Genomic DNA, 22,037 nt, shown 5'->3' with positions numbered 1-22,037 from the left:
GCTCTCGGGGTCGTGGACGCGGACGGGCACCCGAGGGAAGCGAAGGGGGCGTCGGTCCGAAGCCCCCTTCGCCCTGACGTTGCCTTTGCGTAGGGGCTAGCCGGAGACAACCCGCGAGTAGAGCATGGCGGGGTCGGCGGCCATAGCGGCCTTGACCTGGGCGCTCTGATCATCTGCGATGACCTCCAGCTTACCCGCCTCGATGCCGTCGAGGGCGGCGCGCACCACGTCGGCGGGGTCGTTTTTCTCGACGTCTATGCCGGCCATCATGTCGGTGTCGGTGCTCGCGAGGACGAGGCCCGTCACGAGCGTCCCCTGGCCGGCGAGTTCGAGCCGCACGCCGTTGGTGAGGCTCCACTCCGCGGCCTTCGCGGCGGCGTAGGTGTTGGACCCGTCGAAAGAGAGCCACGACAGGACCGAGAGGACGTTAAGGATCGCGCCTCCCCCGTTCGCCCCGAGAACCGGGGCGAAAGCCCGCACCATGTTCAACGTCCCGTAGTAGTTGGTCTCCATCTCCTGCCGGGCGCCACCGGGGTCACCGCCCAAAAAGTTTCGGAAGTTGGAGACCCCGGCGTTGTTGACGAGGAGCGTCACGTCCGATGCCCGGGCCGCGGCCTCGGCGACGGAATCCGGGTCGGTGATGTCGAGCCTGAGCACCTCCACCCCGGGGACATCAACCTTCTCGGGATCACGCGCGGTCGCGTAGACCTTGCTCGCACCCCTCTCCAGAAGCTGCGCCGCAAAATGCTTCCCGATGCCGCGGCCGGCGCCCGTAACCAGGGCGACGGAACCAGAGATCTTCACCGATGTGCCTCCGATCGAGCCTGAGTTGTAATTACCAACTTAGCTTAACGGCTGGATTGGATATGTCAAGCGAGCTATACTCGGGGCACGATGGCGCGAGTTGAGAACGATGATGTGCGGGGAGACTATCGGGGTTCGGACCCCTGTTCCCTCGCGAACACTTTGGATATCGTGGGTGAGCGCTGGGCGTTCTTCATACTGCGGGAGGCGCTCGTCGGGACCACGCGCTACGCCGAGTTCCGTTCGGCCCTCGGGATCGCCTCCGACGTACTGGCGGACAGGCTCCGCACGCTGGTCGAGGCCGGCGTCATGGAGAAACGCGGCTACCGGGAGCCGGGACAGCGGGCCCGCGAGTCGTACCATCTGACCGAGTCGGGGAGGCGGCTCGGCCTCGTCCTCGCCGCCATGCAGCAGTGGGGGGACGAGTACGTTCCCTCCGCTTACCCGCCCACCGTCGCGTTCGTTACGGGCGAGGGTAGTACGGTACACGCGAGCTTCGTGAGCGCTGACGGCACGGCCGTGCCGCAGGACGAGGTGCGCCTGGAACGCACGGCGTCCCACCCCGTCCGGTAGCCTCAGAGAGCAAGAATCTGCTCAAAGGCGGCAGGTTCTTGAGCGGCACGGCGTCCTTCGGACCGGATACTCCCAAGCGTAATCCGGTCACCAACGAAAGGACGGAAACATCGTGGACACTGCAACCAACCGCGTCGCATTGGTTACGGGAGGATCCGGCGGCATCGGCCGCGTCGTCTCGGAGCGGCTCGCCAGGGACGGCATGGCCGTCGCCGTGCATTACGCCGGCAACGAGGCCGGGGCCGACGAGGTCGTAGGGGGGATCGCCTCCGCCGGCGGCCGGGCGATGACCGTCGGCGGCGACGTGGCGGACGAGCGGGCCATGGCCGAAGCGTTCGACGCCGTCGAGCAGGGCTTCGGCGGGGTAGACGTCGTCGTGCATACCGCGGGCCGGATGGTCCTCGGCCCTCTGACCGACTTTGACCTCGACGACCTCGACGGCATGATCCGCACCAACATCCGCGGCACCTTCGTGGTCGACCAACTGGCCGCCCGACGGGTGCGCGAGGGCGGTGCCATCGTCAACTTCTCCTCGTCGGTAGTGAAGCTGGCGATGCCAACCTACGCGCCCTACGCCGCCACCAAGGGGGCCGTCGACGCGGTAGGCCTGATCCTCGCCCGCGAGCTCCGGGGCCGCGACATCACCGTCAACGCCGTAGCCCCCGGCCCGACCGCGACCCCCCTGTTCCTCGACGGCAAGGACGAGGAGACCATCGGCCACCTATCCAAGATGGCCCCGCTGGAGCGCCTCGGCACGCCGGACGACGTCGCAGAAGCGGTCGCGTTCCTCGCCGGTCCCGCCCGCTGGGTCAACGGCCAGGTCGTCTACGCCAACGGGGGCATTGTTTAGAGCTATCAGCTGTCAGCAAGGGCAAAGAGGCTGACGGCGTGGTTTGAAGAGGCGGTGCCTCTTCAAATCGCTTCGGAACTCTCGTCCTGCGAGATTTGAAGAGCAAGGGAGGACTTCATGAGAAAGGTAATAGTGATCAGCGGAGCCGGCAGCGGGTTCGGGGCGCTCAGCGCCCGCGCCCTCGCCGACGATGGTCACACCGTCTACGCCGGCATCCGCGAGACGGCCGGCCGCAACGCGGGGCGGGTCGAGGAGGCCAGGAAGTATGCCGAAGAGCACGGCGTGGACCTGCGTAGCGTCGAGCTAGACGTGTCCTCGCAGGACTCCGTCGACGCCGGCGTTGCGAAGATCATCGACGAGGCGGGCCGGCTGGACGTGGTCATCCACAACGCCGGCCACATGGTCAACGGGCCGACCGAGGCGTTCACGCCGGAGGAGATGGCGCGCGTCTACGACACGAACGTCCTCTCGACCCAGCGCCTTAACCGCGCCGCCCTGCCCCACCTGAGAGAGCAGGGAGGTGGCCTGGTCCTGTGGGTCGGGAGCACGAGCACGAGGGGCGGCACCCCGCCCTACCTCGCCCCGTACTTCGCTGCCAAGTCGGCGATGGACGCCCTCGCGGTGAGCTACGCCGCCGAGCTCGCCCGCTTCGGCATCGAGACGACCATCGTGGTTCCGGGCTCGTTCACCAGCGGGACGGAGCACTTCGTCAACGCCGGCCGGCCGGCCGACGCGGAGAGGGCGGCGGAGTACGAGGCGCTCTACGGCGGGATGCTCGAGTCGGTGGCCGGGAGGCTCGCCGAGCAGGCGCCCGAAGACGCCAGCGCGAGCCAGGTCTCGGACGAGATCTCGCGCGTCGTCGCCCTGCCGGACGGGGCGCGGCCCTTCCGCAGCCACATAGACCCGGCCGACGACGGCTCCGAGGTGGTGAGCGTGGTCGCCGACCGCATCCGCGCCGAGTTCCTCACCCGCATCGGCCTGGAAGACCTTCTGCACCCGGCCGCGCGAGGGTAACCGCCGTGGGGGATGGGGCAAGTGTCCCGGCCCCATCTCCAGAAGTTTTTTCGGGCATGGACGCACTCCGGCGGGAGCCGGTCGGTGGCGTCGGAAATCCCACGCTACTCCCTTGCAGACGAGATCCTTCGACGGAGAAATACCGGGATCTCGGATCAGAGAACGGGAACGGGAGACGGGACTGAAACCTCGCCGGGCGGCTCGACCCTGGCGCCCATGAGGTCGACGTCCAGCGCCCAGGACCGCGCCTCGACCCCCCCGGCCTCGAAGGTCTTCTTCATCGCGGCGGCGACGGCGGGGGCGCTCTCCGGCGGGGCGAAGGCGAGCACGGTGGGGCCGGATCCCGAGAGGCAGGCGCCGTGGGCGCCGGATCCGAGCGCCGCTTCTATTACCTCTTCCAGGCCCGGCACCAGGTGGGCGCGGTAGGGCTGGTGGAGGCGGTCCTGCATGGCGACGCGCAAAAGGTCGTACTCGCCGGTCGCGAGGGCGCCGAGGAGGAGGCCGGAGCGGCCCACGTTGAAGGCGGCGTCGCGGTGGGTGACGTTCTCGGGCAGGGCCCGCCTCGCCGCGGTGGTCGAAACGGCGAAGTCCGGGACGGCTACGGCCACCCCGAGGTCCTTGGGTTCCAGGCGGACGGCGCTCACGCCGGTCGGGGTCAGGGTACCTATGACGAGGCCGCCGAGAAGGGCGGGGGCGGCGTTGTCCGGGTGGCCGTCCAGCTCGCAGACGATGTTGAGGAGGTCGGGGGCCGCGATCTGTCCCCCGAAAAGCTCGTTCGCCGCCACCGCTCCGCCAACGAGCGCCGCAGCACTCCCGCCGAGCCCGCGGATGGGCGGGATGTCGTTCTCCTGGATCAGGTGGAAAGAGATCTCCCCCTCGCCGACGATCTCGGCCACGAACCGGGCCGCCCTGTATGCGGGATGATCCGGACCGAGCGGGACCAGCTCGGCCCCCGTCCCCGACACTTCCACCTCGGGATGCTGCGCCCGGTCCAGGGATATACGGGTGCTCAAGGAGAGCGCCAGCCCGACCGCGTCGTAGCCAGGCCCCAGGTTCGCCGAGGTGGCCGGGACGCGGACGGAGATCACGGAACGAGCCTCTCCATTCGTCCGGCCACGGCCTCGAACGTCGCCGCCACCGGCTCCGGCAACTCGACCCTGTCCAGGATGACGTCGGGGTCCTTGAGCCCGTGCCCGGTCAGCACGCTGACGACTGTGCCTTCCGGACCGCGCCCTTCCCCGGCCAGCTTGAGGAGCCCGGCCAGGCCGGCGGCGCTGGCCGGCTCGCAGAAGACGCCCTCCTCCCTCGCGAGCAGGCCCTGGGCCGCCAGGATCTCGTCGTCCGTCACGCTCTCTATGGCACCGCCCGACTCGCGCGCGGCGGCGAGCGCTCCCTCCTTGCTGGCCGGGGCCCCGATCCTGATCGCGCTCGCCACCGTCTCCGGGTTCTCGAAGTCGTGCCCCGCCACCAGCGGCGACGCCCCCTCGGCCTGGAAGCCGAGCATCCGGGGCGCCAAGCCCGAATACCCGGCATCGCGCCACTCCGAAAACCCCTTCCAGTAGGAGGTGATGTTGCCGGCGTTGCCGACCGGCAGGGCGAGGGCGTCGGGCGGAGAGCCGAGCACCTCGCAGACCTCGAAAGCGCCAGTCTTTTGGCCCTGGATGCGGTCCGGGTTCACGGAGTTTACGAGGGTTACGTCGCCCCTATCGCCGGCGATCTGTTGTGAGATCCGCAAGGCGGCGTCGAAGTTGCCCTCTATCTGGACGATCTCGGCCCCGTGCGCCAGCACTTGCACCGCCTTGCCCAGGGCGATCTTGCCCGCCGGCACCACCACGAAGCACTTTATCCCGGCACGCGCGGCGTAGGCCGCGGCGGACGCCGCCGTGTTGCCGGTGGAGGCGCAGACGCAGGCCCGGCTCCCGGACGCGACGGCCCGGCTCATCGCGACCGTCATCCCCCTGTCCTTGAAGGACGCCGTCGGGTTCATCCCCTCGAACTTCAAGAAGAGCTTGGCGCCGATCCGCTCGGAGAGCGTAGGAGCCTCGATCAGGGGCGTGTCCCCCTCGCCGATGGTCGTCACGGCGTGGTCCGGAACCTCCGGCAACCACCCGCGAAACCGCCGTATAACGCCCTGCCTCATAACCCGCGTCCCAACGTCCATAGAAGATGCCGCCTTTCGTAAAGAGAACGTATCGTACTCTACCGGCCGAAGGAGCATCATGCCGCCCCGCCAGCTTTCGAGAAGCGTGGCGACGGTGCGCCGCGTCTAGTAGATTGTGGAGGTAGCCAGTCAGCTTGTCAGCCGGTCAGCTAGTCAGCAAGAAGCTGAAGTGCTGACGAGCTGAAATGCTGACAAGCTGAAAGGAAGAATTTTGGAAGACCACAAACGCACCGTCCTCGTCACCGGCGGCGCCGGGTTTATCGGGGGGAACTTCGTCCTTGAGACGGTTGGGCGGTTCAGGGTCGTCAACCTGGACGCCCTGACCTACGCGGGCAACCCCGAGACGCTCGCGTCCGTCTCGGACGACCCCGACTACGCGTTCGTGGAGGGGAGGATCGGGGACAGGGAGCTTGTCGGGGGGCTGCTGGCGGAGCACCGGCCGGCGGCGGTGGTGAACTTCGCCGCGGAGTCGCACGTGGACCGCTCCATCGACGGTCCGGCCGTCTTCGTGCAGACGAACGTGGTCGAGACGCAAGGGCTGCTGGATGCGGTTCTCGACCACTGGCGGACGCTCGAGGGCGCGGAGCGCGACGCTTTCCGGTTCTTGCACGTCTCGACGGACGAGGTGTACGGGACGCTCGGAGCCACCGGATACTTCACCGAAGAGAGCCCTTACAGGCCGAACTCGCCTTACTCGGCCTCGAAGGCGGCCTCGGACCACCTCGTGCGGGCGTACCATCACACCTACGGGCTGCCGGTGCTCACGACCAACTGCTCCAACAACTATGGGTCCTACCACTTCCCGGAGAAGCTTATACCGCTCATGATCCTGACCGCCCTTCGCGGCGGCCCGCTCCCGGTCTACGGCGACGGCCGACAGGTTCGCGACTGGCTCTACGTGGTGGACCACTGCCGGGCCATCGAGCGGGTGTTGGAGGGGGGAGTTCCGGGCGAGGTCTACAACGTCGGCGGGCACAACGAACGGACGAACCTGGAGGTCGTCGAGACGGTCTGCGCCCTGCTCGACGAGCTCGTGCCGGACTCCCCGCACGCGCCGCACGCATCTCTCATCACCTTCGTCGAGGACAGGCCGGGGCACGACAGGCGTTACGCCATAGACGCGGGCAAGATCGAGCGCGAGCTAGGATGGACGCCCGAAGAGACTTTCGAGAGCGGGATGGAGAAGACGGTGCGCTGGTACCTGGAGAACCGGGAGTGGTGCGAGGGCGTCCTCTCCCGCGGCTACAGGCAGGAGCGGCTCGGGCTCGGCGGGGGGCGGTCTTGAAGGGGATAGTGCTGGCGGGGGGGTCGGGGACGCGGCTCTACCCGCTGACCCACGCCGTCAGCAAGCAGCTCCTGCCCGTCTACGACAAGCCCATGATCTACTACCCCCTCACCACCCTGATGCTCTCCGGCATCCGCGAGATCCTCGTCATCTCCACCCCGCACGATTTGCCCCGCTTTCGGGACCTGCTCGGCGACGGCTCCCAATGGGGCATAAGCTTCGAGTACGCCGTCCAGCCGGAGCCTAGAGGGCTGGCCGACGCCTTCGTCGTGGGGCGGAAGTTCGTCGGAGGCGACGACGTGTCCCTGGTGCTCGGGGACAACATCTTCTACGGCGAGGGGTTCGTCGACCAGCTCGAGCGCGCGTCCGGCGGCGGGGCCGGCGCCACCGTCTTCGGCTACTACGTCAGGGACCCCGAGCGGTACGGCGTCGTCGAGTTCGACGGCGGAGGAAGAGTCCTCTCCATAGAGGAGAAGCCAGAGAAGCCGCGGTCGCACTACGCGGTGACGGGGCTCTACTTCTACGACAACAGGGTGTTGGACGTGGCCGAGAACCTGGAGCCGTCGGCGCGGGGGGAGATCGAGATCACGGACGTCAACGTGGATTACCTGAAGCGCGATGAGCTAAGGGTCGAGATCATGGGCCGCGGCATGGCCTGGCTCGACGCCGGCACGCACGAGTCGTTGCAGCAGGCGGGCAACTTTATAGAGACCATCGAGCAGCGCCAGGGGCTCAAGATCGGCTGCCCCGAGGAGATCTCCTACCGCAAGGGTTACATCGACGCCGGGCAGTTGGAATCTCTCGCCGCCCCGATGATGAAGAACGACTACGGCCAGTACCTCCTGGAACTCCTCGAAGACGGGGGACCCGTAACGTGAACGTGCTGGAGACGGACCTTCCCGGCGTCCTGATCCTGGAGCCCAGAGTCTTCGGCGACGACCGGGGCTTTTTCATGGAGACCTGGAACGGCCGCCGCTACGAGGACCTCGGCATCCCGGCAGCGGAGCTGGGCTTCGTCCAGGACAACCTCTCTTTCTCGGCCCACGGCGTCCTGCGCGGCCTCCACTTCCAGAACCCGCAACCCCAGGGCAAGCTGGTCTCGGTCTTGCGGGGCGAGGTCTTCGACGTCGCCGTGGACATCAGGACCGGCTCCCCGACCTTCGGCCGCTGGACGGGGGTAACCCTCTCGGCCGAGAACAAGCGCCAGTTCTGGGTCCCGCCGGACTTCGCCCACGGCTTCGTGGTCACGGGCGAGGACGCGCTGTTCTCGTACAAATGCACGGACTACTACGCACCCGAGCACGACGGTTCGATCCTCTGGAACGACCCGGAGATAGGTATCGAGTGGCCCATCGAGGCCCCGACCCTCTCGGGCAAGGACGCCGCCGCCCCGCCGCTCGCCGGGATGCCGGAAGGCTCACTTCCCGTCTACCGGGCGGACTAGCCCGTGGCGAACCCCTTCGACGCCCTCGAAGGCGCCCGCTACGTGCGCCTGAGCACCTTCCGAAAGAGCGGCGAGGCCGTCCCCACGCCCGTCTGGTTCGCCAGGGTCGGAGATAACCTCTACGTGACCACGGGGCGCAACACCGGCAAGGCCAAACGCATCCGAAACAACCCCGAGGTGGCGCTCGCCCCGAGCGACTTCAGGGGACGCCCGAAGGGCCGCGACGTGCGGGCCGTCGCCAGCCTGACGGACGAGCAAAAGGGCGGCCCGGCCGACCGGGCTCTGCGGAGCAAGTACGGCTGGCAGTACCGCGTCTTCGAGTTCGTCGAGGGGCTGATCGGCTCCGCGGAGGATCTGGTCTTCCTGGAGCTCAGCCCGCCGGTGGAGAAGGAGTAGTCTTGTTCGAGGGTTTCGAGAGCGAGAGGGTCGATGTGGGAGGGGTGGAGATCCCGGCCCTCAAGGCCGGGTCCGGCCCCCCGCTCCTGCTCCTGCACGGCAACCCCCAGACGCACGCGATGTGGCACCTCGTCGCCCCGCGCCTTGCCGAAGACTTCACGGTGGTCGCCACGGACCTGCGCGGCTACGGCGACTCCTCCAAACCCGAGACGGACGAGGACCATTTCCCGTACTCCAAGCGGGTGATGGCGGAAGATCAGATCTCCGTGATGCGCCACTTCGGGTTCGAGCGCTTCGCCGTCTGCGGCCACGACCGCGGAGGCCGCGTGGGCTACCGCATGGCCCTGGACCACCCGGAAACCGTGACGAAGCTCGCCGTCCTCGACATCGTCCCGACGTGGGAGGCTTTCTCGCGCGCCGGCATGTCCTTCGGCCTTGGCTACTGGCACTGGTTCTTTCTCGCCCAGCCCTACGACCTGCCCGAGCGCCTGCTGGCGGCCAACCCGGAGAAGTCCCTCTTCAGGGGCGGCAGCGAGACCTTGGCCCCCGAGGCGATGGACGAATACGTCCGCTGCCTGCGCGACCCCGAGACCATCCACGCCATCTGCGAGGACTACCGCGCCGCGGCCACCATAGATTTCGAGCACGACGCCGAAGACCGGGAGGCCGGCAGGCGCATAACCTGCCCGGTGCTCGCCCTCTGGGGGAGCAAGGGCAACCTGGAAGAGTGGTACGACGTTCTCGAAGTCTGGCGCGGCTGGGCCGGCGACGTGCGCGGCAGGTCCGTCGACTCCGGCCACTACATCCCCGAAGAGGTGCCGGAGGAGACGTTGGCGGAAGCCCGGGCGTTCTTCTGCTGAAGCGGTGTGCAGAGGCTTTTGCCTCTTCGAACCGCGCGGTCAGCTATCGGACCGCTGCGGCTTCGCCTCCGCTTTCAGCCATCAGCTTTTTGCACTAGCTGAAGGCTGATGGCTGAAGCCGGTTCAAGAGCGGACCCGACTTGTTCCTACGTTTTCTCCAGGACGCGTCCTGCTGCCGAGGTGAGGAGCTTCGCCAGGGCGCGGGCGGCTAGGCCCGCGAGGATGACGGCGCTGTATAGGCTCATGGGGCCGTGGGGGCCGTGCTTGCGGTGGTAGAGGAAGGCGCTCTTGTGGAGAAGCCAGATGGCCTTCGGTTTGCTGCGGCTGCTGCCGCCGGTCTGGTGCAGCACCTCGACGTCGGGCAGGTAGAAGACGGGCCATCCGGCCTCGCGGGCGCGGCGGCAGAGGTCCGCGTCCTCGAAGTACAGGAAGAACCGCTCGTCCAGGGGGGAAATATCCCTTAGCGTCTCGCGCCTCACGGCCATGCACGCCCCCGAGACCCAGTCTACCTTTGTGGGATCGGCCAGCTCCTCCAGCGCCGGGAACTGGTTCTTTACCAGCGGGCTCTTCGGGAAGAGGCGGGTGAGGAGGGAGGTGCGGCCGAGGAGGCCGCTTAGAAGCGAGATCTCCCGCCGCGCGGAGAGCTGTAACTCCCCGTCCGCGTCGAGTATGCGCGGTCCCGCCACCCCGGCCGAAGGCTCGCCCTCGAAAAACGCCTCCATCTGCCCGAAAAAGTCTTCCTCCACGAGGGTATCGGGGTTCAGTAGGACCACGAACTCTCCGGTGGTCTGCGGGATCGCACGGTTCCAGGCCCTCGTAAGGCCCAGGTTCTCGCCGCTTCGGGCGAGATTGACGCCGGGGGGGAGGTCGGGCACCGTTTCGGCGTCGTTGTCTACGATGAGGATCTCGACGTCTTCCCGGCCGGTCGCCCGCAGCGAGGCCACGCACGCGAGCGTGAGCGGCCAGGAGTGGTAGTTGACGATGACGACGGAGAACTTCACCGGATCCCGGCTTGCAGGGAGTCTTTGATCCGGCGCCGCCGGCTCTCCGCCGCCCGGCGGGAGGACCGGACCAGAAGCTCCCGCAGGTAGGCGTCTGAGACGCGGCGCGTGTTCTGTATCTTCCGCCGCTTCTCCCTCATCTTCGGCAGGAGGCGCCAGGCGCCGGCGAGCCCTTCGAGGTGGGCCCTGAGCCCGCCGGGGGAGAGGGAGACGACGAGGAGGCGTGAGATCTGGCCGAGCACTATAGAGGGAAGGAAGCGCCACGCGAGCGGAGCCGGCAGGTTCTTGACGAGCAGGAGCAGGCCGTTGCGGGTGCCGAGGCGGGTGGCCGTGGCGCTCCGCTTGCCGCCGGTTGAGGCGCCGCCGACGTGGTAGACGACCGCGCCAGGCGCGTAGAGGCAACGGTGGCCCGCGAGCTGGGCGCGGAAGCTCACGTCCCCGTCCTCGCAGTAGGCGAAGAAATCCTCGTCGAAGAGCCCGACCTCGTCGAAGACCGAACGCCTGTAGAGGGCCGCCGCAGCGCACGCCCCGAAGACGAACTCCTCGACCTCGAACTGTCCGCGGTCGACCTCCCCGTGCCCGAGCCTGTACGGGAGCCCGCTCCGCCTGAGCGCGTCCCCGGCCCCGTCGAGCCGGTTCCGATCCCGGAAATCCACGAGCTTGCTGGCGAAGAGGCCGGCCGCGGGGTGACGTTCCGCGGCCCGCACGAGGGTGCCGAGCCAGCCCGGGTCTTGCTCCGTGTCGTTGTTGAGGAGCACCACGAACTCCGCCTCCGACGCCTCTATCCCGGCGTTGACCGCGCCGGAGAAACCCCGGTTCTCTCGCAGGGCGATGGTCCGGGCTTCTGGGAAATTCTCGCCCACGAACTCCACGGACCCGTCTGTGGAGGCGCCGTCGACCACCACCGTCTCGAAGTCCCGGAACGTCTGGCCCCGGAGGGAGCGCAGGCAAGGGCCCAGGAACTCTTTGGTGTTCCAGTTTGGGACGACCACCGTGACGCGGGGGGGCACCGCCCTCAGCCGGGGGCTTCCCGTTCGGCCGGGTCGAGGACCCTGACCTCGGCAGGAAGGTCCACCAGGCCCCGAACCGGATGCCCGTCTTCTGGCGGGACGACTTCCAGGGTGGCCGCGGCCTCGGCCCGGCTCAGGCACGTTCCGCCGTCCCTGGGGGAGAGGACGGCCGTGTCGAGGGTGTAGGTCCCCGGACGCAAAGGGACCCCGAAGGCGAAGTCTACCGAGGCGCGTTCGCCCAGCGAGCGCGGCCCCAGGGTGGCCCCCCCGTCCCCCGTGGTCGTCGAGAAGACGGGGAGGCCGGCCGCGTTGCGCACGGTGACGACCGCGGAACTCTTCTCCTCATCCCGCCCGTACTGGAGGCGCACCCTTACCGTGACCTCCGAGCCCGAGGCGACCGCGCGGGCGGGGTTGCCGTCCCCGTCCAGGATCTCCGCCCCGAGGACCGTCGCCTCGCCGGTGGGAACCTTTCCCCCGGCCGCCGGGGCCGGCGGACCGTTCCTGAAAGGCGTGTCGTCCTCGTCCTCGTGGTCCACGGCGTACTCCAGTTGCCGCTCCTTCTCGTCCTGGCGGGCCTTCTTGCCGTCTTCGGAGTTCTCCAGCAGCTCGCGGTAGCTGTTCACCACCTCTTCGGGTTCGCCTGAGGTGACGAGGTGGCCCTTGTGGAGCAGGATCGCCTCGGTGCAGAACCTCTGCACCATGCCGAGGCTGTGGGAGACGAAGAGGACCGTCGTCCCCGAGTCGCGCAGGTCGTACATCCGCTGCAGCGCCTTTTTCTTGAAGGCCGCATCACCCGCGGAGAGGGCCTCGTCCAAAACCAGCACCTCGGCCTCGACGTTCACCGCGACGGCGAAGCCCAGACGGGAGCGCATCCCGCTTGAGTAAGTCTTTATGGGCTGGTCCATGAACTCGCCGATGTCGGCAAAGGCCTCTATATCGCCCATGCGGGCGAGCATCTCGTCGCGTTCTATGCCAAGGATCAGGCCGTTCAGCATCACGTTCTCGCGGCCCGTGAACTCCGGGTTGAAGCCGGCCCCCGTCGAGAAGATCGCCGCGAGCCTGCCCCTCACCTCGACCGTGCCCGTGGTCGGCTGCGAGACGCCGGAGATCATGCGCAGCAGCGTGCTCTTGCCGGCCCCGTTGCGCCCCAGGATGCCCAAAGTGGCGCCCCGCTCTATCTCGAGGTCTATGTCCTCGACGGCCCAGAACTCGTGGGTGCTGGTCTTGCCCGGGCGGAAGATGTCCTTGAACCAGGAGGAGCGGCTGGAGGAGACCTTGTATCGCTTACCAACGCCTTGTAGGGAGACGACCGAGCTCATAGCCTGTCCGCGAACCCCCACTTGACCCGGTTGAAAAACGCGAACCCCGCGACGAAGAGCGCCACGGAGAACAACGTGAAGTAGAGGGTCGCGAGCCCGCCCGGCGGGTTGCCGAACAGCAAGATCTCCCTGTAGGCGTTCACCAGGTACGCCAGCGGGTTGTAGTCGACGACCCATCGGATCGACTCCGGCAGCCTGTCCGGCGTCCAGATGATGGGCGTTAGGAAGAACATGCCCCGGATCACGGGCCGCATGATCTCACCCAGGTCCGGCAGGTAGGTGCCGAAGACGGACATAAAATACGTGAGCCCCAGGATAAAGAGCACCTGCAGCGCGATCACGGCGGGCAGCAGCAGGGCCGTCCAGTGAAGGCTCATCCCAGACAAGACCACCGCTATAACGAGCGCCCCCGCCCCGAAGAACTTGTCGACCATGGACGCCATGGCGTTCGTGAAGGGCAACAACTCGAGCGGAAAGATGACCTTCTGCACCAGCCCGGAGCTGCTCCTGATGCTGTTCATGCCCTTGTTCATCGCCTCCGAGAAGGCGAGGAACGGCAAGAGGCCGCAGTACAGGTAGAGCCCGAAGTTTAGGTTCGGGTGGTCATCGACGATCCTTACCCTGATCCCGACGGCATCAGAGAAGATGAGCGTGAGAAAGAAGACCCAGACCAGCGGGCTCAATAGTATCCACGAGATCCCAAGGTAAGACCGCTTGTAGCTGCGGGTAACCTGCCGCTGGATAAAGTACCGGAGCAACCACCGCTTGCGCCAGAACGTCGCGAGCCCGTCGAAGAACCCGCCCGCGATGCTCTTTCTCTCTCCGGAGGTGTAGGTGGTCAAATGTTCCCCTGCTTCGCCAACGCCACCCGGTAGTGTAAGCCCTCGGCCCGGGAATTCCAGCACGCTCCGCCCTTCGGGCGGCTTGTCAGCCCGGCGCTTCGCGCCTCGTCAGCAAGTCATCTGTACATGTTACGCCTCCCGGCACCCGGACCGCCGCGCCCCGCGCGGCCCGGTCGGGCTTCATAAGGCGGAGAACTGACAGGCTGAGAGCGAGGGCCGCAGGCCCGATGCGCGCCGAGAGCGGAGGCCGTAGGCCGGAGCGGGCTGACAAGTTCGCGAAGCGAGCGTGCTTATTTGTATCGGCGGATCAGGCGCAGGTACCTCTCGTAGTCGAAGTAGCGTCCGGGACAGTAGTGGTCGGTGCCCGGGACCCACCTGTGTTCGAGGATGTGCCTTCGGTCCACGGGGATCTTGTGCCTCCTGCAGCAGTAAGCCGCGAGCCTGGCCGACGCCCTGTACATGCGGTCCGTCCACGTCTGGCGCCTGCCGGCCCAGCCCTCGTGTTCGATGCCGATGGATCTCGTGTTGTAGTACCAGTTGCCCGCGTGCCAGGCTACGTCCGAGTGCCGCACGCACTGGACCACCCCGCCCCTCCTGCCGACCACGTAGTGGGCCGAGACGTTGGCCCTCGGGTCCTGGAACCAGTTTATGGCCGCCGCCGCGGAGCCCTGCACCACGTGAACCACCAGCCGGTTTATGGGGTATGACTTCTCCCTGTAGGCGTTGGTGTAGTTGCCCCCGTAGGCGCCGCGCCAGTAGGCGTAAGGGTAGTCGCGGCGGGCCGCCTTGGTGCTGACGGTCCTCGGCGCCGCGACGCTTTGGTCGGCCGGGAGCTTCAGCGTCTCCCCGGTCGAGATGGTCGCCGTAACGCCTTCGCGCAAGGTCTCGTAGACGGTCCTGGCGTACAGGTCTATGCCGCCGTACTCTGCGACCGCCTCCTGCCAGGCTTCCGACTCATCCGGCCTGATCTTTCCCTGCAGGTCCGCGAGGACCGCGGCCCCACCGCTGACGTTCGCGGCGCGGTCGTTCTTGAGCTCCTCTTCCGTGAGGCCCGTCAGTTGCGCGGCCCTGCCGAGCGTGTCTTTGGACGGGTTCTGGTAGAGCCCCATGACGCCGTAGGCCCCGAAGCCGTGCAGGTCTCCGGGCTCGTAGTCCGTGGTCGCGGGCGGCGGCATCTCCCAGAACGTGTTCGCATAGCCCATCGCCAGCAGCAGGTCTTTCGGGACCCCGTGGCGCCTCGACGCGGCCTCGAACTCGGCGCCGAGCGACCGCCCCGCCCGGGCCAGGCTCCGGCCCCCGGTCGTGCCGAGCAGTACGGCGCCGGCGAGGCCCGCGCCACCGATCTTCAGGAACCGCCGGCGGTCGAGCCCGCGGTGGATGTCCTCGGAACGCATCTTGCCCCCTCACGGTCTTGCTTCCGAGTTCGGGGACACCTTAACCCGACCGCGGCCGGGTTCGCAAGGCGCGTTGCTACCTGCGGACGATCTTGACCGCGTCGGCGACTATGTAGCCGTTAACGGGGCTCCTGCTCGAGACCTGCACCTTGTAGGAGTCGCCGGCCGGGAAGGTGTAGTCGCCCAAAGACACCCACTTGCCGCCGTTGGCCCTCTGGGTGCGGACCACCTTGTTCCAGCCGTTCAGGCCCCTGACCAGAAAGGTCGTCCGGTAGTTGTAGCCGGCGTCGGCCGGCCAGCGGGCGTAGACGGAGTACTTGTCTCTGGCCGGTGCCCGGAGCTTGAACTTCGCGTTGTCGTCGAACGAGAGCGGCGTCCTCAGGACCCTGTGGTTTGTGCCGTAGCTCTGGGCCTGGCGGAAGGTGCTCGCTATCCAACGGCTCGACGCTTCGAACCGCGGCGAGGCGTTGTCCACCGTCTGCGTGTAGGGGCTGGGGGCTCCCCCGCCTCCCGCGCCGGCGTAGCTCCTTACCAGGCTCATGTATTTGTCCCAGTTCCAGCCGGAGCCCGGGTCGGTGTGGCAGGAGACGCCGCCCCCCGTGCCGGGGCACCCGGGGACCTGACCGTGGCCGATGATGTGGTTGCGGTCTATGGGTATCCTGTACTTTTTCGCGAGGTAGGCGGACAACCTCGCCGACGAGCGGTACATGGCGTCCGTGAACCACCTGTTCGGCGCGCTGACGTAGCCTTCGTGCTCTATGCCGATGCTCTGCAGGTTGGTGTACCAGTGGCCGGCGTGGTAGGCGGTGTCCCCCTCCCGGACCGATTGGCCGATCTTGCCGTCAGAAGAACGAACGGTGTAGTGGGCCGAAGATCCGGCACGAGAGTCCTGGAACCAGCTGAGGGAACCCGACCACGAACCCTGGGTCACGTGGATGACGATCTTGTCTATGTCGTAGGTCTCTCTCCTGTAAGTCCGGCCCTCGTAGTAGTTGTTCGGGTGGGCCCCGTACCAGGTGGAGCCGCCGTACTGCCCCGCCGCCTTGCTTACGGCCCCGGACTTCGTCTCGACCCCCTCCCGCGGGGTCAACTCCAGTTTCTCGCCGTCCGACGTGATGCCCGACGCCCCGCTCTTCAGGGTCTCGTAGACCTGCTCGGCGTACAGGGGCGTGCCACCGTATTCCGCGACGGCGTCGAACCACCCGTCGAGGTCCGAGGGCTTGTCCTCGCCGGCGATATCCGCGAGGACCGCGGCGCCGCCGCTGACGTTCGCGGCGCGGTCGTTCTTGAGCTCCTCTTCCGTGAGGCCCGTCAGTTGCGCGGCCCTGCCGAGCGTGTCTTTGGACGGGTTCTGCTGGAGCTGCATCAGGCCGTAGGCGCCGCGGCCGTGGAGGTCTCCGGGCTCGTAGGGGCTCGCGTCGGGCGGCGGCATCTCCCAGAGGGTGTTGACGTAGCCCATCGCCCGCAACAGCTCCTGCGGGACGCCGTACTCGTCCGACGCCCGCGAGAATTCTTCGGCGAGGGAGGGCTTCTCGGCTTCCTGGGCCTGGGCGCCGGACCCCACGATCCCCATAGCTAGCGCTATACATAGGGTCAATAAGACCGCCGCTCTGTTCTTCAACTTTCCCCCTCCAAGAGAAAATAAGGTTGTGCTGGAAGACATTATCGCCGACAACTTGGCAAAACTTAAGTGTTTGGGCATACTTTTTCCGGACCTTGAACACTCACCCGGCCATGACCGCGCGGCTTCGCGCGGCGGAGGACCCTTTTTGATCCTGTATCCGAGGTACGAAGACCACGCCCCCGAGTACCGGCCTCGCGGTGCTTGAAGCCCTCAGGAACCGGGCCCGAATGCTCGGCGACCTCCTGCGCCCAGCGGCGAAAAAGAGCCGGACGCTCGTCGAGCTCCGGCGCAGGTTCTCCGGCAGGCGCCGCCGGGTCAGGCTCGCGGAAGGGCGCGCGGGCGGCGTGAACCCTGCCAACGTCGTCTGGATCTTCGGCTCGGGGCGCAGCGGCAGCACGTGGCTGCGGCGCATGATGGGCGAAATGCCGAAGCATAAAGTCTGGGAGGAGCCGATGGTGGGCGCTCTGTTCGGGGACTTCTACTCTCGCGCTCCCAAGGAGAACCTCCGCTCCGCCGACTACGTGATGGGCGACCCGATACGAAAAGGATGGACCCACTCGGTCAGGAACTTCGTGCTCGACGGCGCCGGCTACTCGAACCCGAAGCTGAAGCCTGACGAGTACCTGGTCGTGAAGGAGCCGAACGGCTCCGTGGGTGCGCCCATCCTGATGGAGGCGCTGCCGGAGAGCCGGATGGTGGTGCTGATCCGGGACCCCAGGGACGTCGTGGCCTCGATGTTGGACGCGGCCGGCGAGGGCGGCTGGCACCGAGAGCGCTTCGGCCGTGGCGCCGTCGGCCGCCGGGCGCTCGCCGACCGCAAGCCGGAGGCCTTCGTCCGCCTGAGAACCCGCACCTACATGCAGGGCGTCGGCGCCGCCCTCCGCGCCTTCGAAGCCCACACGGGCAAGAAGACGCTGGTCCGCTACGAGGACCTCGTCGCCGACACCCCCGCCACGATGCGCCGCGTCTACTCCGACCTTGGCATCCCGGCCGGTGGCGCGGATCTCGACCGCGTCGTCGCGAAGCACGCCTGGGAGAACGTGCCGAAGGAGGAGAAGGGCGCCGGCAAGTTCTACAGGAAGGGCACGCCCGGCGGCTGGCGCGAGGACCTCACCCCGGATCAGGCCGCCCTCGTCGGGGAGATGGCCGCACCCGTTATAGAGAGGTTCTACGCCGAAGGGAAGAGTACCGGGAGTTGAACCGGCCAAAGGCCTCCGTCGTCCTCCTCACCCTCAACGCCGGACCCGCCTTCGAAGATACCCTGCGCGCCGTCTTCTCCCAGAGAACGGCCTTCGACTTCGAGGTCCTCGTCCTCGATTCCGGCTCGACGGACGGGACGGTAGAGATGGCGGGACGGTCGGGCGCCCATGTGCATCGCACGGCGTCCTCCACTTTCGACCACGGCGCCGCCCGCGACCTCGGGGTCTCCCTCTCGAAGGGGGACTTCGTAGCCCTGCTGGTGCAGGACGCCGTGCCGCTCGACAACCTCTGGCTCGCCTCGATGGTCGAGGACCTCGAAGCGGATCCTTCCGTCGCCGGGGTCTACGGGCGCCAGGTACCGCGCCCCGACAGCGGCCCGCTTGCCCGCGTCCTCGTCGAGAACGCCCCGACCGCGGGCCCCGCCCGCCGGGTGCAGTCGGCCGGGGGAACGTACGAGACGTTGGCGCCGCCCGAACGCCGCGCGCTCGCCCTCTTCGACAACGTCAGCTCCTGCTTGCGCCGCGAGGTATGGGAGGAGATCCCCTTCGGACAGACCGGCTTCGGGGAGGATCTACGCTGGGGCAAGAGGGCCGTCGAGTCGGGCCATAAGCTCGTCTACGAGCCCCGCTCGGCCGTCGTCCACTCCCACGAACGCGGTCCCCTCTACAACCTGCGCCGCCACTACGCGGAGGGCCTGCTCCTGCTCGACCTCTTCGACCTCGCCCCCGTCCCGAGCCTCCTCGTTCTCCTCAAAAACACCCTACTCGCCTCCGCCCATCTCACCCGCCGCCTCCTCCTGCTGGACGAGGGGTCTGGATGGTGGGCCCTGCCCCTCGCCGTCGGGTACGCCGTCCCGTCCCAGCTGGGCCTGTACCTGGCGGCGAGGCGCGACGGGTTGCCGGCCCGCCTGAACGCGTTCCTCGGCAAGGGCGTCTGATAGCGGGTCGCATAAGGACCGAACCTTGGTGTTGGTGAGGTTTTGAGGTATTGAGGCACCGAGGTCTTGAGGGGCGCGTCACGAAACCCCGAGGGAGCCCCGACCCTCCGCCCCTAAAAGCCTAAGAACCTCCGCAACTCGTGGCCCACTCGCAACGGGCCCCATCCTTCCTCGAACCGCTGTGACCGGAACGTTCGACCCTTCGGTACGGGGATTGCGATCTTCCATACGTTAGACTGATCGACGCCCATGAGGATTCTCTTCGCCGCCCACCAGTTCTTCCCCGAGAGCCGCGCCGGCGTCGAGCTCGTGACGCTCGGGCTGGCGAAGGAGCTGAAGGCCAGGGGCCACGAGCCTTTCGTCCTCGCCGCGAAGCGGAGCCTCCCGGGCGGCATCCGGCCCCACGAGACCGAGGACTACGAGTACGAAGGCGTCCCGGTCCGGAGGGTTGGACGGCCGGAGGAGGGCCCCTCGCGCCCTTACCGCCTCAACTACGAGAACGGCGAGATGGCGGCCCTGACGCGGGAGTACGCGCTGGAGGTCGGGCCCGACGTCGTCCACGCCATGCACCTGCAGGGGCTCTCCGCGAGCGTGGTGCCGGCCTTCAAGCAGCTCGGCCTGCCAGTGGTCTTCACGGCCGCGGATTTCTGGACGGTCTGCCCCGTCGTGGACCTGCGCCGCCATGACGGCGCAATGTGCGAGGGCCCCGAGACCCACCACTGCGTCCGGTGCATCGCGTCCCGCAACCCGGACCCGCGCATCAGCGAGAGGGCCAACCTGTCCGGCGCGGCGGTTCGGGCCGCGGGCTTTCTCTCCCGCACGCCCCTCGCCCGCTCCTCCGGGGCTCTGCGGCAGGTGGCCGACGTGCGGGAGCGACCGGCCCGCATCCGGGAGGAGATGGAAGGGGTGGACCGCTTCCTCGCCTACACCAGTCTTACGAGGGACCTCCTCTCGCGCAACGGCGTCGGGGCGGGCGGGAAGACCCTGGTCTCGCCGTACGGGATCGACGCCGGCCGGCTGCGAGAGGCCCGCGCCCGCCGGCGCCCGTCGCCGACGCTGCGGGTCGGGTTCGTGGGGACGCTGGCGCCGCACAAGGGTCCCGACCTGCTCATCAAGGCCTTCGGGATGCTGCCCCGCGAGCTCGACGCCACGCTCGCGGTCCACGGCGGCGGGGAGGGCTACGAGAGATACGTGGAAGAACTGCGCCGGCTCGCGGGCGGCGACCGGAGGATAAGCCTGCCGGGACTCTTCCCGGGTGGGGAGCTTGGGCGGGTGCTCGCCGGGACGGACGTGCTCGTCGTGCCGTCCCGCTGGTACGAGAACGGGCCGGGCGTCGTCTTCGAGGCACTCGCCGCCGGGGCGCCCGTCGTCGCCACCGACCTTGGCGGGATCTCCGAGTTCGTCCGGCACGAAGACAACGGGCTGCTCTTCCGGCTCGACGACGTCGGGGACCTCGCGCGGCAGTTGCGGCGGCTCGTCGACGAGCCGGGCCTCCTGGAGAGGCTCAAGGCCGGCATCGGGCCCGTAAAGACCGTCGGCGAGTACGCCGGGGAGCTGGAGGAGGTCTACGCCGACCTCGCGGGCGAAAAATAGTACCGATTGACTATTCAAAAGCGTATTCCAGCGGGTTATAGTTCTGGCTCTGCGGGGTGGAGTAGTCGTCTCAAGGGGGTGGTGACCCGGGTCTGAACGTGCGCGGAGGGGAGAAGTCGTCGCCAAAACACGGTGACGGTCGGTCGGGCCGCGGAGCCCGGTAGGGGTGGAGATCGTGGGCCCGAAGGCCCGCGACAAGGAGGAAGAGAATGCGGAAAGTGACTATGGTGGCCGTAATGGTCGCCGCGCTCCTGGTGATGACGGCCGGCGTTGCCCTCGCCGCCAACTTCAGGGGCACCGACGGGCCGAACACGATCATCGGCACCAAGAACGCGGACAGGATCGACGCCCTCGCCGGCGACGACAATCTCTTCGGCGGCGGCGGCAACGACCGCCTCATCGCCAACCGCGGCGACGACGACGTCTACGCCGGCGTCGGGGCCGACACGGTGAACGCCGGGCGCGGCGACGACTACATCGAGGTGCAGGGCGACGACCGTCGCGACGTGGTCCGCTGCGGCTCCGGCCGCGACGTGGTGAAGGCCAACCCGCAGGACGCCCTCGCCGGCGATTGCGAGGTCACCAAGGCCGCACCGCTGAAGTAGTCTAGCTTTCAGTCGTCAGCTTTCAGCTATCAGCCGGGGCTGATGGGGCGTTTCGAGGAGGGCCGGGGCAACTCCCCCGGCCCTCTTTTTGGTTTGCGGCCGACGTCGTACTGGGGCTTTGGTAGAGTGTCCGGGTCCCTGCAGGCTAAGGGTTCTGGGGGCTTACGGAGCTTGGAGTCGAGAAGGAAGAACCACGACGGACGGGGGGCACCTTGAAGGTGCTCGTGACGGGGAGCGGCGGGCAGCTTGGCCTGGATCTCGCGGAGCTGTTGCCCGGGCGCGGGCACGAGGTAGTAGCCCTCTCCCGCCGGGACCTCGACATAGCGGACGCCCGGGCCGTGGACGGGGCCGTCGGGGAGCACGAGCCCGGGGTCGTGGTCAACGCGGCGGCCTTCACGAACGTGGACCTCTGCGAGGAGGAGACGGAGGCGGCCTACGCCGTCAACGCCCTCGGGCCGCGCAACCTGGCGCGGGCCTGCGAGAAGCGGGGGGCCTCGCTTCTGCACGTGAGCACCAACTACGTCTTCGACGGCGGACAGGAGCGGCCCTACGAGCCGTTCGACGCGGCGCGCCCGATCAGCGCCTACGGCAGAACCAAGCTCGCCGGCGAGGAGTACGTGATGCGGCTTACCAACCGCTGGACCGTCGTCAGGACGGCCGGGGTCTACGGCCAAGGCCACAACTTCGTGCGGACCATGCTCAGGGTGGCCGGAGAACGCGACGTGCTCAAGGTAAAAGACGACGAGTTCGTCTCCCCGACATACGCGCGCGACCTCGCCGAGGGTATCGCCGGGATAATAGAAGAAGAGGGGTACGGCCTCTACCACCTCACCAACGCAGGCTCCTGCTCGTGGTACGAGTTCACGCGCGAGATCTTCCGCCTCTCCGGCGTCGAGACGGAGCTGGTCCCCATCCCGGGCTCCGAGTACCCGCTGCCGGCGGCCCGCCCGGCGAACGGGGTCCTCTCCGCCCTCGGCGGCCCGACCCTCCGTCCCTGGCAGGAGGCTCTGGCCGACTACCTGGAGCGGGAGGCCGCGGCCGGCGCGGCCCGCGGATAGGGCCGGTTTGAGCGGCCCCCGGGCAGGGATCTCGAACGGGCTGCGGGCCGCGAAGGCGCTCGTCGAA

22 protein-coding genes are annotated in these 22,037 nt (G+C 67.9%); 13 read left to right on the top strand and 9 right to left on the bottom strand.

Translation table 11 applies throughout. The annotated features are described in order from the left end of the window. Positions 1–96: 96 nt before the first annotated feature. Positions 97–804: an SDR family oxidoreductase gene (locus GBA63_RS17665; protein WP_166178216.1), complete on the bottom strand. Its 708-nt coding sequence runs from the start codon at positions 802–804 to the stop codon at positions 97–99. Positions 805–894: 90 nt separating this feature from the next. On the opposite strand from GBA63_RS17665, the gene GBA63_RS17660 reads away from it, so the two are divergent. The 3 genes from GBA63_RS17660 to GBA63_RS17650 all read left to right on the top strand — a co-directional run bounded on the left by GBA63_RS17660 (position 895) and on the right by GBA63_RS17650 (position 3,241). Next, positions 895–1,377 carry a winged helix-turn-helix transcriptional regulator gene (locus GBA63_RS17660; protein WP_166178214.1) on the top strand — a complete coding sequence of 161 codons (483 nt, stop codon included), beginning with the start codon at positions 895–897 and terminating at the stop codon, positions 1,375–1,377. A 109-nt stretch (positions 1,378–1,486) separates the two neighbouring features. Beyond that, positions 1,487–2,227, top strand: coding sequence for an SDR family oxidoreductase (locus tag GBA63_RS17655; protein ID WP_166180341.1), 741 nt, complete (start codon positions 1,487–1,489; stop codon positions 2,225–2,227). Positions 2,228–2,344: 117 nt separating this feature from the next. After that, a complete protein-coding gene (locus tag GBA63_RS17650; protein ID WP_166178212.1) occupies positions 2,345–3,241 on the top strand; it encodes an SDR family oxidoreductase in 897 nt (298 codons plus the stop codon). A gap of 155 nt (positions 3,242–3,396) precedes the next feature. On the opposite strand, the gene thrB is transcribed toward GBA63_RS17650, so the two are convergent. Beyond that, complete coding sequence (gene thrB, locus GBA63_RS17645) at positions 3,397–4,329, bottom strand: homoserine kinase (protein WP_166178210.1); 933 nt, start codon at positions 4,327–4,329, stop codon at positions 3,397–3,399. After that, positions 4,326–5,402 (bottom strand): threonine synthase, encoded by a 1,077-nt coding sequence (gene thrC / locus GBA63_RS17640; RefSeq protein ID WP_228282154.1) that lies wholly within the window; start codon positions 5,400–5,402, stop codon positions 4,326–4,328. Before thrC ends, thrB begins: the two co-directional genes overlap by 4 nt. A gap of 211 nt (positions 5,403–5,613) precedes the next feature. Between thrC and rfbB the strand changes: the two genes are divergently transcribed. From rfbB to GBA63_RS17615, 5 genes are read left to right on the top strand one after another with little or no spacing between them, the layout of a single operon-like run. Next, complete coding sequence (gene rfbB / locus GBA63_RS17635) at positions 5,614–6,687, top strand: dTDP-glucose 4,6-dehydratase (protein ID WP_166178208.1); 1,074 nt, start codon at positions 5,614–5,616, stop codon at positions 6,685–6,687. Next, positions 6,684–7,565, top strand: coding sequence for a glucose-1-phosphate thymidylyltransferase RfbA (gene rfbA / locus GBA63_RS17630; protein ID WP_166178206.1), 882 nt, complete (start codon positions 6,684–6,686; stop codon positions 7,563–7,565). The genes rfbB and rfbA overlap by 4 nt, the downstream gene beginning before the upstream one ends. Continuing rightward, the gene (rfbC, locus tag GBA63_RS17625) at positions 7,562–8,131 is read left to right on the top strand and encodes a dTDP-4-dehydrorhamnose 3,5-epimerase (RefSeq protein ID WP_166178204.1); all 570 of its coding nucleotides are present in this window, start codon (positions 7,562–7,564) and stop codon (positions 8,129–8,131) included. The genes rfbA and rfbC overlap by 4 nt, the downstream gene beginning before the upstream one ends. Before the next feature lie 3 nt (positions 8,132–8,134). Then, a complete protein-coding gene (locus GBA63_RS17620) occupies positions 8,135–8,527 on the top strand; it encodes a PPOX class F420-dependent oxidoreductase (RefSeq protein ID WP_166178202.1) in 393 nt (130 codons plus the stop codon). A 2-nt stretch (positions 8,528–8,529) separates the two neighbouring features. Beyond that, complete coding sequence (locus GBA63_RS17615; RefSeq protein ID WP_166178200.1) at positions 8,530–9,387, top strand: alpha/beta fold hydrolase; 858 nt, start codon at positions 8,530–8,532, stop codon at positions 9,385–9,387. Positions 9,388–9,533: 146 nt separating this feature from the next. Here GBA63_RS17615 and GBA63_RS17610 read toward each other — a convergent pair whose 3' ends face one another. From GBA63_RS17610 to GBA63_RS17585, 6 genes are all read right to left on the bottom strand, one after another. Continuing rightward, a complete protein-coding gene (locus GBA63_RS17610; protein WP_166178198.1) occupies positions 9,534–10,388 on the bottom strand; it encodes a glycosyltransferase family 2 protein in 855 nt (284 codons plus the stop codon). Continuing rightward, positions 10,385–11,398 (bottom strand): glycosyltransferase family 2 protein, encoded by a 1,014-nt coding sequence (locus GBA63_RS17605; protein WP_166178196.1) that lies wholly within the window; start codon positions 11,396–11,398, stop codon positions 10,385–10,387. The genes GBA63_RS17610 and GBA63_RS17605 overlap by 4 nt, the downstream gene beginning before the upstream one ends. Positions 11,399–11,403: 5 nt before the next feature. Next, positions 11,404–12,717 (bottom strand): ABC transporter ATP-binding protein, encoded by a 1,314-nt coding sequence (locus GBA63_RS17600; protein WP_166178194.1) that lies wholly within the window; start codon positions 12,715–12,717, stop codon positions 11,404–11,406. Further along, a complete protein-coding gene (locus GBA63_RS17595) occupies positions 12,714–13,559 on the bottom strand; it encodes an ABC transporter permease (protein ID WP_166178192.1) in 846 nt (281 codons plus the stop codon). The genes GBA63_RS17600 and GBA63_RS17595 overlap by 4 nt, the downstream gene beginning before the upstream one ends. A gap of 290 nt (positions 13,560–13,849) precedes the next feature. Next, positions 13,850–14,953 carry an N-acetylmuramoyl-L-alanine amidase gene (locus GBA63_RS17590; RefSeq protein WP_166178190.1) on the bottom strand — a complete coding sequence of 368 codons (1,104 nt, stop codon included), beginning with the start codon at positions 14,951–14,953 and terminating at the stop codon, positions 13,850–13,852. A 76-nt stretch (positions 14,954–15,029) separates the two neighbouring features. Next, positions 15,030–16,526: an N-acetylmuramoyl-L-alanine amidase gene (locus GBA63_RS17585; protein WP_228282153.1), complete on the bottom strand. Its 1,497-nt coding sequence runs from the start codon at positions 16,524–16,526 to the stop codon at positions 15,030–15,032. Between the two features lie 248 nt (positions 16,527–16,774). On the opposite strand from GBA63_RS17585, the gene GBA63_RS17580 reads away from it, so the two are divergent. The 5 genes from GBA63_RS17580 (at position 16,775) to rfbD (ending at position 21,970) form a co-directional block, all read left to right on the top strand. Beyond that, positions 16,775–17,776, top strand: coding sequence for a sulfotransferase family protein (locus GBA63_RS17580; RefSeq protein ID WP_166178188.1), 1,002 nt, complete (start codon positions 16,775–16,777; stop codon positions 17,774–17,776). Beyond that, the gene (locus GBA63_RS17575) at positions 17,773–18,714 is read left to right on the top strand and encodes a glycosyltransferase family 2 protein (protein WP_166178186.1); all 942 of its coding nucleotides are present in this window, start codon (positions 17,773–17,775) and stop codon (positions 18,712–18,714) included. Before GBA63_RS17580 ends, GBA63_RS17575 begins: the two co-directional genes overlap by 4 nt. A 249-nt stretch (positions 18,715–18,963) precedes the next feature. Continuing rightward, the gene (locus GBA63_RS17570) at positions 18,964–20,307 is read left to right on the top strand and encodes a glycosyltransferase family 4 protein (protein ID WP_166178184.1); all 1,344 of its coding nucleotides are present in this window, start codon (positions 18,964–18,966) and stop codon (positions 20,305–20,307) included. Between the two features lie 209 nt (positions 20,308–20,516). Then, a complete protein-coding gene (locus tag GBA63_RS17565; RefSeq protein WP_166178182.1) occupies positions 20,517–20,912 on the top strand; it encodes a calcium-binding protein in 396 nt (131 codons plus the stop codon). 218 nt (positions 20,913–21,130) lie between these two features. After that, on the top strand, positions 21,131–21,970 hold the full coding sequence (rfbD, locus tag GBA63_RS17560; protein WP_228282612.1) for a dTDP-4-dehydrorhamnose reductase: 840 nt from the start codon (positions 21,131–21,133) through the stop codon (positions 21,968–21,970). The last annotated feature ends 67 nt before the right edge of the window (positions 21,971–22,037 follow it).

This window comes from Rubrobacter tropicus (assembly GCF_011492945.1).
GTDB lineage: Bacteria > Actinomycetota > Rubrobacteria > Rubrobacterales > Rubrobacteraceae > Rubrobacter_D > Rubrobacter_D tropicus.
The sequence above is the reverse complement of the archived record's forward strand: the minus strand, read 5'-3'. Positions and strand labels throughout refer to the sequence as shown.